This is a genomic window from Gordonia sp. p3-SID1431, from assembly GCF_025143765.1.
Classification (GTDB): domain Bacteria; phylum Actinomycetota; class Actinomycetes; order Mycobacteriales; family Mycobacteriaceae; genus Gordonia; species Gordonia hongkongensis.
In genome coordinates this window covers 43,759-58,950 of sequence record NZ_JAMBDT010000021.1, presented here as the reverse complement: position 1 = coordinate 58,950, position 15,192 = coordinate 43,759, and the positions used below count along the sequence as shown (strand labels likewise).

11 protein-coding genes are annotated in these 15,192 nt (G+C 70.3%); 6 read left to right on the top strand and 5 right to left on the bottom strand.

The features are described from left to right. Nucleotides 1-112: 112 nt before the first annotated feature. On the bottom strand, nucleotides 113-1,363 hold the full coding sequence (locus tag M4D77_RS07830; RefSeq protein ID WP_259935946.1) for an aspartate aminotransferase family protein: 1,251 nt from the start codon (nucleotides 1,361-1,363) through the stop codon (nucleotides 113-115). Between the two features lie 82 nt (nucleotides 1,364-1,445). On the opposite strand from M4D77_RS07830, the gene hrpA reads away from it, so the two are divergent. Further along, complete coding sequence (hrpA, locus tag M4D77_RS07825; RefSeq protein ID WP_259935945.1) at nucleotides 1,446-5,432, top strand: ATP-dependent RNA helicase HrpA; 3,987 nt, start codon at nucleotides 1,446-1,448, stop codon at nucleotides 5,430-5,432. Here the strand turns inward: hrpA and nrdR are convergent. Together nrdR and M4D77_RS07815 are read right to left on the bottom strand one after the other, a co-directional pair. Beyond that, nucleotides 5,406-5,906 carry a transcriptional regulator NrdR gene (nrdR, locus tag M4D77_RS07820; protein ID WP_058250310.1) on the bottom strand — a complete coding sequence of 167 codons (501 nt, stop codon included), beginning with the start codon at nucleotides 5,904-5,906 and terminating at the stop codon, nucleotides 5,406-5,408. The genes hrpA and nrdR overlap by 27 nt on opposite strands. A gap of 99 nt (nucleotides 5,907-6,005) precedes the next feature. Next, the gene (locus tag M4D77_RS07815) at nucleotides 6,006-6,545 is read right to left on the bottom strand and encodes a LysM peptidoglycan-binding domain-containing protein (RefSeq protein WP_259935944.1); all 540 of its coding nucleotides are present in this window, start codon (nucleotides 6,543-6,545) and stop codon (nucleotides 6,006-6,008) included. A 225-nt stretch (nucleotides 6,546-6,770) separates the two neighbouring features. Here M4D77_RS07815 and lexA point away from each other — a divergent pair, with 225 nt between their 5' ends. Further along, nucleotides 6,771-7,475, top strand: a complete 705-nt coding sequence (gene lexA, locus M4D77_RS07810; protein ID WP_137808722.1) for a transcriptional repressor LexA — start codon at nucleotides 6,771-6,773, stop codon at nucleotides 7,473-7,475. On the opposite strand, the gene M4D77_RS07805 is transcribed toward lexA, so the two are convergent. After that, on the bottom strand, nucleotides 7,453-9,162 hold the full coding sequence (locus tag M4D77_RS07805) for a phosphoenolpyruvate--protein phosphotransferase (RefSeq protein WP_259935943.1): 1,710 nt from the start codon (nucleotides 9,160-9,162) through the stop codon (nucleotides 7,453-7,455). The two genes, lexA and M4D77_RS07805, sit on opposite strands and share 23 nt — an antisense overlap. A gap of 149 nt (nucleotides 9,163-9,311) precedes the next feature. Between M4D77_RS07805 and M4D77_RS07800 the strand changes: the two genes are divergently transcribed. The 4 genes from M4D77_RS07800 (at nucleotide 9,312) to M4D77_RS07785 (ending at nucleotide 13,661) form a co-directional block, all read left to right on the top strand. Then, nucleotides 9,312-10,082 carry a DeoR/GlpR family DNA-binding transcription regulator gene (locus tag M4D77_RS07800; protein ID WP_068969892.1) on the top strand — a complete coding sequence of 257 codons (771 nt, stop codon included), beginning with the start codon at nucleotides 9,312-9,314 and terminating at the stop codon, nucleotides 10,080-10,082. Beyond that, nucleotides 10,079-11,044, top strand: coding sequence for a 1-phosphofructokinase family hexose kinase (locus M4D77_RS07795; protein ID WP_068969891.1), 966 nt, complete (start codon nucleotides 10,079-10,081; stop codon nucleotides 11,042-11,044). Before M4D77_RS07800 ends, M4D77_RS07795 begins: the two co-directional genes overlap by 4 nt. Nucleotides 11,045-11,160: 116 nt before the next feature. Continuing rightward, nucleotides 11,161-13,302 (top strand): fructose-specific PTS transporter subunit EIIC, encoded by a 2,142-nt coding sequence (locus M4D77_RS07790; RefSeq protein WP_259935942.1) that lies wholly within the window; start codon nucleotides 11,161-11,163, stop codon nucleotides 13,300-13,302. Between the two features lie 98 nt (nucleotides 13,303-13,400). After that, nucleotides 13,401-13,661: an HPr family phosphocarrier protein gene (locus M4D77_RS07785; protein ID WP_058250193.1), complete on the top strand. Its 261-nt coding sequence runs from the start codon at nucleotides 13,401-13,403 to the stop codon at nucleotides 13,659-13,661. Between the two features lie 40 nt (nucleotides 13,662-13,701). On the opposite strand, the gene hflX is transcribed toward M4D77_RS07785, so the two are convergent. After that, nucleotides 13,702-15,144 carry a GTPase HflX gene (gene hflX, locus M4D77_RS07780; RefSeq protein WP_259935941.1) on the bottom strand — a complete coding sequence of 481 codons (1,443 nt, stop codon included), beginning with the start codon at nucleotides 15,142-15,144 and terminating at the stop codon, nucleotides 13,702-13,704. Nucleotides 15,145-15,192 lie beyond the last annotated feature (48 nt).

The following is a 15,192-nucleotide window of genomic DNA, read 5'->3' as shown; positions in this document are numbered from 1 at the left end:
TTCGTGACGCGCCCTCCGCAAGCTCCATGCGCTCCTCAGGGAGCAGAACGAGACGCGCCCTCCGCAAGCTCCAGGCGCTCCTCAGGGAGCAGCACGAACGGGCGCCCCAGGGTCAGCTCAGCGCCGCGCGCATCCGGTCGGCGAGTTCGCCGACCTCGGCGGTCGTCATCACGAACGCGGGCGAGACCTGCAGCGCCCCTTGACCTGCGGCCCGGGTGCTCACCCCGTGTTCGCGCAGCTTGACCACCGTCGCCGGCGCCGTCGCGGGGTCGGCCAGCTGTACCGCGGTGACCGCGCCGAGTCCGGTCCGGACCTCGGCGACCGTGTCGAGGTCGGCGAGCGGCGACAGCGCGGCGGCGAGGTCGCCCTCGAGCCGTGTCGCCTCGGCGAGCAGGTTCTCTCGCCGGATGATCTCGAGGTTCGCGAGGGCCGCCGCCGCCGCGCCCGCGTGGCCGCCGTAGGTGTACCCGTGCCGCCACCAGACGCCACCGGCGAAGAACGGCTCGGCGATCCGCGGTGCGATGAACACCGCGCCCATCGGGACATACCCCGAGGTGAGCCCCTTGGCAGTGGTGATCATGTCCGGTTCGAGGCCGAATCGTGCGGAGGCGAACCAGGATTCGCCGCCGATGCGGCCGAAGCCGGTGACGACCTCGTCGACGACGAAGAGGATGTCGTGGTCGCGGCAGATGTCCCGCACCTCGGCGAGGTAGCCCTCCGGCGGGAGATAGATGCCGCCGGCCCCGATGATGGGCTCGCAGAAGAACGCGGCGATGTTGTCGGCGCCCACGCGCTCGATGAGACCGAGCAGGCTCTTCGCGTCGTCCCAGTCGACGTTCTGGACGTCGTGCATGAGTTCGCCGTAGCCGTCGTGGTTGAGCGGGATGCCCGCCAGCGAGGTACCCGCGGCATGCATCCCGTGATAGGCCTTGGTGCGGCTGACGACGACCCGCTTGGATTCGCGGCCCTGCTCCACCCAGTAGCGGCGGGCGAGTTTGACCGCAGTGTCGATGGAGTCGCTGCCGCCGGAGGTGAAGAAGATCTTCGATCCGGGTACCGGCGCGATGGCGCCGAGCTCCTCGGCGAGCCGCAGGGTGACGTCGCTCGCGAAGTCACCGAAGTTGGAATAGTGCGCGAGGGTGCCGAGCTGACGCGCGACGGCGTCGGCGATCTCGGTGCGGCCGTGCCCGACGTTGGTGAACCACAGTCCGGCGGTCGCATCCAGGTAGGAGTTGCCGTCGCGGTCGAAGATCCGCGCACCCTCTCCCCTGGTCACGACGAACGGCCCGCTCGCGGTCACCGCACCCATGTCGGCGAAACCGTGCCACAACGATCCAGTACCCGTGCTCGAACCATCAGCCATGGCCCCATGATGCCGGTCCACGCGGCCCACGCGGCCACTGGGGTGAACCGGCTTCGGCGCTTCCCCATATCCTGGAGTGATCATGTCGGCCCCGTCCTCGTCACCTGACCCGTCCCCGTCTCCACCGGACACCGCTGCATCGGACATCCCCCGCTCGGATCTTTTCCGCGCACTCGACGACGTGGGCCTCGTCGACGCCGACCGGTTGCGTCGTCGCATCGATCGGCTCGCCGCGCGCCCGGATGCCGCGAAGTGGCGACAGTTGGTCGCCGATGTCGACAAGGCACGCGCCCGTCTCGACCGGCGGCGCGCGACCGTGCCGATTCTGCGCTTCCCCGACGAACTACCGGTCTCCGCCGCACGCGACGAGATCGCCGAGGCGATCCGCAACCACCAGGTCGTGGTCGTCGCGGGCGAGACCGGCTCGGGCAAGACCACCCAGCTCCCCAAGATCTGCCTCGAACTCGGGCGTGGCATCCGCGGGTCGATCGGGCACACCCAGCCCCGGCGCATCGCCGCGAGCTCGGTCGCCAAGCGCATCGCCGACGAGACCGACACCGAACTCGGCGACGCGGTGGGCTACTCCGTCCGGTTCACCGACCGGTCGGGCGCCGACACCCTCGTCCGGGTCATGACCGACGGCATCCTGCTCCGCGAGATCGCCACCGACCCCATGCTGCGCCGCTACGACACCCTCATCATCGACGAGGCCCACGAGCGCAGCCTCAACATCGATTTCATCCTCGGCTATCTGCGCCGCCTGCTGCCCCGACGCCCCGATCTGAAGGTGATCATCACCTCGGCGACGATCGAACCGGCGCGCTTCGCACGGCATTTCAGCACGCCGAAGACCTCGGTCCCGGTCATCGAGGTATCCGGACGCACCTATCCGGTCGAGATCCGGTATCGACCGCTGAGCCTGCAGGAACGCCCCGACGACGGGGACGACGCCGGCGGCGGCGAACATGCGGATCTCGACCAGATCCAGGGCATCGACGCCGCCGTCGACGAACTGTGGGCCGGTGGCCGCGGCGACATCCTCGTGTTCCTGCCCACCGAACGGGACATCCGAGAGACCGCCGAGGCGCTCCGTCGACGAACCGGCGGCAGCAAGGGTCCCGGTGCCGAGATCGTGCCGCTCTATGCGCGACTTTCGATCGCCGAGCAGCAGAAGGTGTTCTCCCCCTCCGACGGACGCCGGATCGTGCTGGCGACCAACGTCGCCGAAACGTCGGTGACCGTGCCCGGCATCCGCTACGTCATCGACACCGGCACCGCCCGTATCAGTCGGTACTCGACCAGGACCAAGGTCAATCGTCTTCCCATCGAACCGGTCTCACAGGCCAGTGCCCGGCAGCGGGCCGGTCGATGCGGTCGTGTCGCCCCGGGCGTCTGCATCCGTCTCTACAGCGAGAACGACTTCGACTCCCGGCCGGCCTTCACCGACCCGGAGATCCTGCGCACCAACCTCGCGGCGGTCATCCTCCAGATGACCTCGCTGAAACTGGGTGAGATCGCCGAGTTCCCGTTCGTCCAGCCGCCCGACGACCGCGCGATCCGCGACGGTATGGGTGTTCTCACCGAACTCGGCGCCATCACCGTCCCGCGCGAGGGCGGGCCCCCGCGACTGACCCCGATCGGCCGGTCGATGTCGCGGATCCCGGTCGATCCCCGGGTCGCCCGGATGCTCATCGCCGGACACGAACTGGGTTGTCTCGACCACCTTCTCGTGATCGCCGCCGCGATGTCGCTCCCCGATCCACGGGAACGGCCGGCCGAGCACCGGGAGGCCGCCGACGCCCAGCACCGGCGCTTCGTCGTCCCGCAGTCGGACTTCCTGTCCTACGTGGAGCTGTGGCGGTACCTCGGCGAACAGCGCAAGGAGTTGTCCGGCAGCCGCTTTCGGCGCATGTGTGAGCGCGAGTACCTCCACTTCCTGCGCATCCGGGAGTGGCAGGACCTCCACCGGCAGCTGACCGAGATCGTCAAGAACCTCGACTGGTCGGTCGCGCCCACCGAACTCGACGCCGACGCCGTCCACCGATCCATCCTGTCCGGGTTGCTCAGCAACATCGCCGCCCGCAACACCGAGGGCCGCGAGTTCACCGGTGCGCGCAACACCACGCTGATGATCTTCCCCGCTTCTCCGCTCGCCAAGAAGCCGCCCGCCTTCATCATGGCGGCCGAGGTCCTCGAGACGTCGCGCCTGTTCGCCCACACCGTCGCCGGGATCGATCCGCTGTGGGCCGAGAAACTCGCCGGGGATCTCGTGAAGCGCACCCACAGCGAGCCGCATTGGTCGGCGAAACGCGGAGCGGCGATGGCCTACGAACGCGTGACCCTCTACGGGGTCCCGCTCGTCGCCCGCCGGCGCGTCGACTACGGCCCCATCGACCCGGTGGTCTCCCGGGAGCTGTTCATCCGGCACGCTCTCGTCGAGGGCGATTGGCGGACGCAGCACGCCTTCTTCGACCGCAATCGCACGCTTCTCGAGGCCGCCTCGGACGTCGAGAACCGCACGCGCACCCGGGGTCTCGTGATCACCGAGGACCAGCTCTTCGAGTTCTACGACCAGCGGCTACCGTCCGACGTCACCTCGGCCCGGCACTTCGACACCTGGTGGAAGAAGGCCCGCCGGGCCGAACCGGATCTGCTGGATCTGCGCCCCGAGGACGTCACGGGAGGCACCGACGTCGCCCCCACGGACTATCCCGGCGCCTGGCAGCAGGGCGACACCCGACTCGAACTGCGCTACCGGTTCGAACCGGGCGCACCCGACGACGGCGTCACCGTCGTGATCCCGCAGGCACTGCTCCCCCATGTCCGACCGGCCGGCTTCGACTGGTCGGTCCCGGGCATGCGCGCCGAACTGGCCACCGCACTGGTCAAGTCGCTGCCGAAACAGCTCCGCAAGAGCATGTCGCCCGCGCAGCGATTCGCCGAACTCGCGCTCGGCCGGCTCACCCCGCGCAAGGAGCCGCTCACCACCGGGCTGGCCCGCGAGCTCTCGGCGATCACCGGGATGCGGGTGACCGCGGGCGATTTCGACACCGACCGGGTACCGCCGCACCTGCGCATGCATTTCGCGGTGGCCGACGACTCCGGACGGATCGTCGCCCGCGCCGACTCGTTGCCCGAACTCCAGCAGACCGGAACGCCCGCGGCGCCGAAGACGGTGTCGCGCAACCTGTATAAGACCTGGACCGCCGATGGGATCGGCTCGCTCGCCGAGCAGACGACGGTCGATGTCGCGGGGCAGCGGCTGACCCGGTACCCGACGATCGACGTGGTCTCCGACGCGAAGGGCCACGCGCGCGGCGTTGTCGTCGTCGATGCGGCTAGCCCGGAGACACGGGACCGCCTCCTGCGACGCGGGATCGTCGCCCTCCTCGACCTCGCGATACCTCCGCTGCACAAGCGGATCGCCGGCTCGCTGAGTCCGGTCGAACGACTCGCCCTGAGCCAGAGCCCGTACTCGACCACCGAGGCACTGCTCGCCGACTGCACCCGACGGGCCATTCGGGACACGGTCGCCGACATCGACGACGCAGAGCTCGCCGCGGTTCGCTCACCACAATCCTTCTCGGCGCTGCTCGAACGGATCCGGCCACGGGTCGCCGCGGCCGCACCGGACTACTTCTCGCTGGCCGTCGCAGCCCTCGAACGGATGTCCCCGCTGCGGGCGGCGATCGACCGGCACGCCGGTTCGCTGGCTGCCGACGACGTCGCCGAACAGGTCGCCCACCTCGTGTTCGACGGATTCGTGGCGGCTACCGCGCGACGCCACCTGGAGAATCTGCCGCGCTATCTCGACGGCGCGCAAGCACGTCTGGAGGCACTACCCGCGTCCGCAGCACGCGACCAGGCCGGGGTGGCCGCCGTCGATCGCGTCGTCGAACGGTGGGCCCAACGCCTCGAACAGGTACCCGAGCACCGGCGGGCGGTGGTCGACGACGAAGCGCAGTGGCTCGTCGAGGAGTTGCGCGTGGGGCTGTTCGCCCAGCGTCTCGGCACCGCGTTCCCGGTGTCGGAGAAACGGGTCCTACGAGCTCTGGACCGACTCGGCTGACACGGGTTCGGCGAGCGCGCTCCCGGATCCCGATGCCGCCTTCAGGTCGTCGATCTCGCGCTGGAAGTCCTCCACCGAGTCGAACGACCGGTACACCGAGGCGAAGCGCAGATACGCCACCTCGTCGAGATCGCGGAGCGGACCCAGGATGGCGAGTCCGACCTCGTTGCTGGGGATCTCGGCCGATCCACTGGCGCGCACCGTGTCCTCGACCTGCTGGGCGAGTTGCGCGAGCGCGTCCTCGGCGACGTGGCGGCCCTGACAGGCTCGCCGCACGCCGCGCATGACCTTCTCCCGGCTGAACGGTTCGGTCACGCCGTTGCGTTTGACCACCGCGAGCACGGCGCTCTCCACGGTCGAGAACCGGCGACCGCACTCCACACAGGAGCGACGGCGGCGGATGGCCTGCCCTTCATCTGCGACACGCGAGTCGATGACCTTGGTGTCGTCGTTCTTGCAGAAGGGGCAGCGCATCGTGTCCTCACGCAGGTCGCGGGACGCTGGAACGCACCCGAAGCGTGCGCCCCGCCGCTTGTCGGCCGGCCCCTGTGACATCGAGGATACCGCCCGGCCTCAGCGGTACCGGGGGGTGAGCAGGGGCTGGCCCACCTGCAGCGCGCTCGAGCCGAGATCGTTCATCGCGACGATCTCGTCGATCACGACCTCGCGCGGCATCTCGGGTGCCACCCGGCCGGCGATCGAGCTGAGCGAGTCCCCCGAGCGCACGTGGACGACCTCGGCACTCACGGCGGACGGGGTCAGCGAGTCCGAGTAGTTCTGGCCCACGACACCGAACACCCACACGACGAACGCCAGCCCGACGCCGGCGAGGAGCGCGACCGCGGTGCGGCGGCGGCGACGGAACACCGCCGCGTCGGGTCCGACCGGGCCACGCCCGCGCACCCCGACCGGAGAGCCACAGTGGGTGCCGCCCACCCGCGGGGTCACCGGCGACGCACCCCGCGGTCGGGTGCCGGCCGGCCGGTTGTCTACCGGGCGGCCGCCGTCGGACAGCGGGGCGCGGGTCCGGACGCGATCGGCGCGGTCGGTGCGCGCCCGGACGGCATCGGGACGGTCGGTGCGGACGGGAGCGACGAGAGTGGCGGTGCGCATGGTGCCCTCCGGTGTTCGAGTGTCTGGGATCGTGCGGGGTGTGGCAGTCGGTGTTCGAACATCGATCAGATGTTCGATGCACTGATGTTCGAATTTGTAGCACGACATCCCGACAAAGTCTCGCGACACATCGAACAAATGTTTGAGGTGCCGGTCGCACTCCGCTAGGCTCGGACCCGGCGCAAGCCATCTACCAGCACGTTCCGAAGACGAGAGGAACCGAACATGAGTGACACCGGCGATAGGCGCGGCCGAGCGCGGGGCGCCGACGACGAGGCCCCGTTCGACGCCGCCGCCGCCGAGGCCTCACTCACCCCGCGACAGGCCGGGGTCCTGGAGGTGATCCGCCGCTCGGTGCGCGAGCGCGGTTATCCGCCGAGCATCCGGGAGATCGGCGACGAGGTCGGCCTGGCCTCGACGTCGTCGGTGGCCCATCAGTTGCGGACGCTGGAACGCAAGGGGCTGCTCAAGCGCGACGCGAACCGTCCCCGTGCGGTCAACATCGCCCCGAGTGACACACCGTCGCCGGACACCCCGTCGGCCGGTCAGCTGCCCGAGCCGACCTTCGTGCCGGTGCTCGGCCGTATCGCGGCCGGCGGTCCGATCCTGGCCGAGGAGGCCGTCGAGGACGTCTTCCCGCTGCCCCGTGAGCTGGTCGGCGAGGGATCGCTCTTCCTGTTGCGCGTCGTCGGCGAGTCGATGATCGATGCCGCGATCTGCGACGGCGACTGGGTCGTGGTCCGTCAGCAGAACGTCGCCGACAACGGCGACATCGTCGCGGCCATGATCGACGGCGAGGCCACCGTGAAGACCTTCAAGCGTCAGGGCCCCAACGTCTGGCTCATGCCGCACAACGAACTGTTCGATCCGATCCCGGGCAACGACGCCGTCATCCTCGGCAAGGTCGTCACCGTGATGCGGCGAGTCTGACCTCTCCACCGACCGAACCGTCGAGCACCGCCGCGGCAGCCGCGCGCGCCGCGGCGGGATCCGAGGTGGCCAGGGCGGCCTCGGCGGCGGCCCGGCAGTCCGGTGCGGACACCTCGCCGAGCCGGGCCCCCACGGCCGCGGCAGCAGCAGGCGCGCTGGACAGCGAGGTGACCCCGAGACCGACGAGCACGCAGGCGAGGTTCGGATCGGCGGCGGCCTCGCCGCACACCCCGACCGGCTTTCCCTGACGTGCGCCCGCTTCCGCGACACCCGCGATGAGGCTCAACACGGCCGGTTGCCACGGGTCGGTCAGTCCGGCGAGATCGGCCGACATCCGGTCGGCCGCCATCGTGTACTGGGTCAGATCGTTGGTGCCGATGGACACGAAGTCCACCTCGGCGAGGACGGCTTCGGCCAGGATCGCCGCCGCGGGCACCTCGATCATCACCCCGGCGACCAGACCACGGCCGCGGACCTCGGCGGCGAAGGTGCGCGCCTCCGCCGGCGAGGCGATCATCGGCGCCATGACCCACGGCGCGACGGCCGACCCCGACGCGGCCTGCGCGATCGCGTCGAGCTGATGCGCGCGGATCTCGGGGTGCGCCAGCGCGATCCGATCGCCCCGCACGCCGAGCGCTGGGTTCGATTCATCGGGATGGGTCACGAACCGGAGCGGTTTGTCGGACCCGGCGTCGAGGGTGCGGATGACCACCTTCTGCCCGTCGAACGCATCGAGCACCTCCCGGTAGATCGCGGCCTGCTCGTCCACCGACGGTTCGTCGGCACGCTCGAGGAACGCGAGTTCGGTGCGGAAGAGCCCGACGCCCTCGACGGGGTACCCGGCCGCGGCGCGTGCCGACGACCCGTCGGCGACGTTGGCGAGCACCGCCACGGCCACCCCGTCGGCGGTCTGCCCCGGACCGGTCCAGCCGGCGACGAGTGCGGCATGACGCCGATCCTCGTCGACGCGAGCCCGGGCCGCCTCGACATCGGGCTCCACCTCGATCCGCCCGGTGCTGCCGTCGACGAGAATGGTTGTGCCGGGCTCGATCTCATCCAGGTCGGCCACCGCCACCACGCACGGGATCCCCAGCTGGCGCGCGATGATCGCGGTGTGGCTGGTCGGTCCGCCGAGCCGGGTGACGAGGGCGATGGTGCTCGTGGGGTCGAGGCCCGCGGTGTCGGCGGGCGCGAGGTCGTCGGCGAGCAGGACCGACGGCACCTCCGGAGTGGGCACACCGGGTTCGGGTAGGCCGAGCAGTTCGGCGAGGACCCGGTCGCGCACGTCGTTGAGATCGGTGACCCGCTCGGCCATCAGTCCGCCGAGCTTGGTGAACACCGCCGCGAACTGTTCAGTGGCCGCGACGGCAGCGGCCTCGGCGGGGGCGCCCTTGCCGATGAGCGCGGTCGCGGCACCGATCCAGCCGCGGTCCTCGGCCAGGCCCGCCGTCGCGGCGAGCACCTCGGCCGTCACCCCGGTGTTCTGCGACGCGCGCGTGCGCAGCCGCGCGGCGACGGCGCCGGCCGCGGTGGCGAAGCGCGTGACCTCGTCGGCGCGCCGTTCCTCGGCGATCTCCACACCGACGCCGAGCTTCTCCGGCGAGTGGTCGGGTCGCTCGCCCGGCCACAGCGCGGGACCGTGGGCCAACCCGCCGACCACCGGGGTTCCCGTCAGGATCTGCGCCATCGTCTTGCCTCTCACTCGACTATCGATGTGACCACCGTTACAAAAAGTGCTTGACTTGTCAACACAAACAGGCGTAAACACAATTACTACAACATCCAATCCCACACGCCTCAACAAGCGGGGTGGTCGAAACCGGAGATCGGAGCCGTGTGTACGCCGAGGAGAGACAACAGGCGATCGTCGACGAGGTGCGCCTCGCGGGGCGGGCATCCGTGGCCGCGCTCGCCGAGAAATTCGACGTCACCAGCGAGACCGTCCGACGCGATCTCGCGGTACTGGAACGCGCCGGACATCTCCAGCGGGTCCACGGCGGCGCCGTACGCGCCGAGATCATGCGCACCCTCGGCGAGCTCGGGATCGACGAACGGGAGTCGAGCCAGATCGAGCAGAAGACCGCGATCGGCCGCGCGGCCATCCGGTTCCTGCCGCCCGACGGCGGTTCGGTGCTCTTCGACGCCGGCACCACCACCTACCGTGCGGCCGAGGCGACCGCACCCGATCGGAGGCTCACCCTGTTCACCAACAGCCTGCCCATCGCCGGCCTGCTCGCGGGCACCCATCCCGACGGTCTGCACGCCCTCGGCGGACGCGTACGCGGTCTCACCCAGGCGACCGTGGGCGTCGAGACCGTGGACGCGCTTCGCCGACTGCGCGTGACCACCGCTTTCATCGGGACGAACGGGCTGAGCGAGGCCCACGGGTTGTCGACACCCGACCCCGACGAGGCCGCAGTCAAGGCGGCGATGGTCGCGGCCGCACAACGCGTCGTGGTCCTCGCCGACAGCTCGAAGATGGACCGGGAGGACCTCACCTCCTTCGCCGGACTCGACGACGTCGACGTCCTCATCACCGACTCCGGGATCGACCCGGCCTATTCGGCGGCCCTGTCCGCGCGCGGCGTCGAGGTCGTGATCGCATGATCGTCACCGTCACCGCCAACCCGAGCCTCGACCGCACCCTCGAACTCGGCGCACCGCTCGCCCGCGGCGAGGTGCAGCGCGCCGGCGTGGTCCGCACCGAGCCGGGCGGCAAGGGCGTCAACGTGGCCCGGGTCGTCGCGGCCGCCGGCCTGGCCACCCGCGCACTGCTCCCGGCGCGACCGGGCGACCCGCTGCGGGCCGCACTCGACGACCTCGCACTCCCCTACGACGCCGTGCCGGTCGACGGCGAGGTCCGGTCCAACATCACCATCGCCGAATCCGACGGGACGACCACCAAGATCAACGCACCGGGCGTCACCTTGACGGGCGCGGATCGCGAGGCGCTCGTCGGGCTGATCCGTGAGCACGCCGGCTCCGCGCAGTGGGTCACCCTCTGCGGTTCGCTGCCTCCCGGCGTCCCCGACGACTGGTACCGCTCGATCGCCGACGACCTCGTCCTCGCCGGCTGCCGGGTCGCGGTGGACACCTCGGGCGCACCCCTCCGTGCCAGCGTCACCGGTCGCGTCGACCTGATCAAGCCCAACGAGGACGAGCTCGCCGAACTGACCGGCGCCGACCCCGGACAGCTCCGAGAAGCGCTCGCGCGCAACGATCTCGGACCGGTCATCGACGCCGCTGCGACCATCGCCGAGCAGATCGGGGGCAACGTCCTCGCCACCCTCGGCGCCGTCGGGGCCGTGTTGGTCACCGCGTCCGGCGTGTGGTCGGCGACCCCGCCGCCGATCGTCCCGCGCAGCACCGTCGGCGCCGGCGACTCGTCACTGGCCGGCTACCTCATCGCGCAGAGCACCGGGGCCGCGCCCGCCGACTGCCTCCGGTCGGCCGTGGCGTACGGCGCGGCGGCCGCATCGCTCGCCGGCACCCAGGCCCCCACGCCCGACCACCTCGACCTCCCCGGCGTGCGGGTGACCGAACTGTCGGGAGCCGCGCGCATGACCTGACGGCACCGTCCCGGCGGGTCCCCACATCCATCCAACACCGCACCCATCCAGCACCGACTCCATCCACCATCGACCCACCCAGCACCGACCCCACCCTTTCCACCGAAGGACATGCCATGACCGAGCAGATCATCACCGCGCAGACGGTGAGTCTCGACGTCGACGCCGGCGGCGATCCCGCCGCCGTCATCACCACGCTCGCCGACGCCCTCGCCGCGGCCGGCCGGACCACCGATCCCGCCGACCTCGCGCGGGCCGCACTGGACCGAGAAGCCAAGTCCGCCACCGGACTTCCCGGCGGCATCGCCATCCCGCACGCCCGTACCGCGTCGGTGACCGCGGCCAGTCTCGCCATGGCGCGGCTGTCCCGCAAGGTCGACTTCGGCGCACCGGACGGGCCGGCCGACCTGGTCTTCCTCATCGCCGCCCCCGAGGGGGGTGCCAGTGCGCACATGAAGCTCCTCAGCTCGCTGGCGCGCTCACTCGTCCGGCCCGACTTCGTGGCCTCGCTCCGCGCGGCCGAGAACGAGGAGCGGGTCATCGAATTGGTCAACGAGGCCATCGACCCCGCGCCGCCGGCCGCGAGCACAGCCGCGCCGACCGCCACCCCGTCGACCACTGCCCCGTCGACCACTGCCCCGGCCACCGCGACAGCACCAGTGACGTCGACCACGAAATCCGAAGGTGCGCCGGCCCACCCGGACTCGGACCCGACCCCGGACCCGGGACCGGCCAAGCCGCGCATCGTCGCGATCACCGCGTGCCCGACCGGCATCGCCCACACCTACATGGCGGCCGACGCCCTGAAGTACGCCGCCGAACGGGCCGGCGTCGAGTTCGCGGTGGAGACCCAGGGGTCCTCGGCGACCACGGCCTTCGATCCGGATGTGATCGCGTCGGCCGACGCCGTCATCTTCGCCACGGACGTCGGGGTCAAGGACCGCAACCGGTTCCGCGGCAAACCCGTCATCGCATCCGGGGTGAAGCGCGCCATCAACGAACCCGACGCCATGATCGCCGAGGCGGTCGCGGCGGGGCGCGACCCGAACGCGGCGCGCGTCACCGGCGACGGCGCGGACGCGGACGCGGCCGACTCGTCGAAGTCGGGCATCGGTCTCGCCGGCCGTACCCGCCAGGCACTCATGACCGGTGTGAGCTACATGATCCCGTTCGTCGCGGCGGGCGGACTGCTCATCGCGCTCGGCTTCCTGCTCGCCGGCTACGAAGTCGCCAACACGAACCTCGACGACGGCGGCACCCTCAGCGACGGCGCGTTCATCGCCCTGAACAACAGCCTCTGGGATCTGCCGGCGGGCGGGTTGTTGCAGTACCTGGGCGCGGTGAGCTTCGCGATCGGCTCGGGCGTGATGGGCTTGGCCGTACCGGTCCTCGCGGGCTACATCTCGTTCGCGATCGCCGACCGCCCCGGTATCGCACCCGGTTTCGTGGCCGGCATCGTCTCGCTCGCCGTGGGCGCCAGCTTCATCGGCGCACTGATCGGCGGTCTCATCGCCGGCGTGGTGTGCCTGTGGATCGCGCGGACCCCGGTGCCCCAGTGGGCTCGTGGTCTCATGCCGGTCGTGGTCATCCCGCTGTTCGGCAGCATGATCGTCGGCGGACTGCTCTACATGGTCCTCGGCAAACCGCTAGCCTGGCTGACCGAGCAGATGAACAGCGGCCTCGAGAGCATGTCCGGCGGATCGGCCATCGCCCTCGGCATCGTGCTCGGCCTGATGATGTGCTTCGACCTCGGCGGACCGGTCAACAAGAGCGCGTACCTGTTCGCCACCGCCGGGATCGCCGACGCGGCGACTGCCGGACCCGCGCAGTTCCAGATCATGGCGGCGGTCATGTGTGCCGGCATGGTGCCCCCGCTCGCCCTGGCTCTCGCCACCGTCGTCCGACCGGGCCTGTTCACCGAACCGGAGCGCGAGAACGGCAAGGCCGCATGGCTCCTCGGCGCGTCGTTCATCTCCGAAGGTGCCATCCCGTTCGCCGCGGTCGACCCCTTCCGGGTCATCCCGTCGATGATGGCCGGTGGTGCCCTGAGCGGTGCGCTGATCATGGCCTTCGGTGTCGAACTGCGCGCCCCGCACGGCGGCATCTTCGTCTTCTTCGCCATGAACAACTGGGTCCTGTTCCTCGTCGCGCTGGTCGCCGGTACGGTGCTGTCCGCCGTCCTGGTGGTCGCGGCCAAGCAGGTGCACCGCAGTCGCGACGCCGTCGCCTTCGACGAGCTCGAGGCGGTCGCCGTCTGACACCCGATCACACGACCACCTGACATCCGGGGCGCTCCCCGGCACCGAATCGCCCGACAACCACCACAGAACACACGACAACACTCGAAGGAGTTCCCATGCCCAGCACCACCGCCACCGTCGGCTCCGCAGTCGGACTGCACGCCCGCCCCGCCACGATCATCGCCGAGGCGGTCGCCGAGACCGGCAGCCCGGTGACGCTGGGCCTCGAGGGCGGTGACCCGGTGGACGCGGGGTCGGCGCTGATGATCATGACGCTCGGGGCCGAGAAGGGCACCCGCGTGGTCGTGACGGCCGACGACCAGGCTGCGCTCGACACCATCGTCGGTCTCGTCGAGAAGGATCTCGACGCCGACTAGGTCCGTACAGCCGACTGGGTCCGTACAGCCGGCGTGGCGCTCAGATCCGGAGGTCCGCGATCTCGCCCGCGAAAGCGGCCGGGACGCGGACCTTCATCGTGGTACCGGTCTCGGTGTGCTCCGACGAGATGACCTCGCCCTCGCTGTGGACGCGAGACACGACATCACCCCGGTCGAACGGCACCTCGATGGTCATCTCGACGTCCTCGCGGCCGACGAACTCGCGCACCCGCCCGAAGAGTTCGGGCAGTCCCTCGCCGGTCCGGGCGGAGATGAACACCGCATCCGGACCGAGCGCGCCGCGCAACTCGGTGAGTCGGTTGCCGTCGATGGCGTCGATCTTGTTGATGACCAACAACTCCGGCGGCGCGGTGACGCCCTCTTCGGCGACGATCTCGTTGATGACCTGACGGACGGCCGAGATCTGTTCCATCGGGAAGGCGTCCGCACCGTCCACGACGTGCAGCAGCAGATCGGCGTCGACGACCTCCTCGAGCGTCGAGCGGAACGCCTCGACGAGTTGGGTCGGCAGATGCCGGACGAACCCGACCGTGTCGGTGAAGACGACCGCGCGGCCGTCGTCGAGCGTCGCCCGTCTCGTGGTGGGATCCAGGGTCGCGAACAACGCGTCCTGCACGAGGACACCGGCGCCGGTCATCGCGTTGACCAGGCTGGACTTGCCCGCGTTGGTGTAGCCGGCGACGGTGATCGTCGGGATCGAACCGCTCTTGCGCGCAGCACGTTTGGTGTTCCGCGCCTTCTTCATGCCACGGATCTCGCGCCGCAGCTTGGCGATCCGCTCCCGAATGCGGCGACGGTCGGTCTCGATCTTGGTCTCACCGGGACCGCGCAGGCCCACACCGCCGTTGCTGCCCGCCCGGCCACCGGCCTGACGGGACATCGATTCACCCCAACCGCGCAGACGCGGGAGCATGTACTCCATCTGGGCGAGGGACACCTGCGCCTTGCCCTCCCGCGAGGTCGCGTGCTGGGCGAAGATGTCGAGGATCAGCGCGGTGCGGTCGATGACCTTCACCTTCACCACCTTCTCCAGCGCATTGAGCTGGGCGGGGGTGAGCTCACCGTCGCACACGACGGTGTCGGCGCCGGTCGCGAGGACGATCTCGCGCAATTCCTCGGCCTTGCCACTGCCGATGTAGGTGGCGGGATCGGGTTTGGAGCGACGCTGGATCACCGCGTCCAGGATCTGTGAACCGGCCGTCTCGGCGAGGGCGGCCAGCTCGGTCATGTTGGCCTTCGCGGCAGCCGCGCTGCCCTCGGTCCACACGCCGACCAGGACCACGCGTTCGAGTCGTAGCTGCCGGTACTCGACCTCGGTGACGTCGGTGAGTTCGGTGGAGAGTCCCACGATGCGCTGCAGTGAGGCGCGCTCGGACAGTTGGAGTTCGCCGGTGGTGGGATCCGCGGTGTCGCGGATCCCGAGATCGGCCGCGGACATGATCTGTGCTTCTGATTCGGTCATACGGGAACCATGGTCTCACGACCGGCCCGGGCCGAGCACGCGAATATC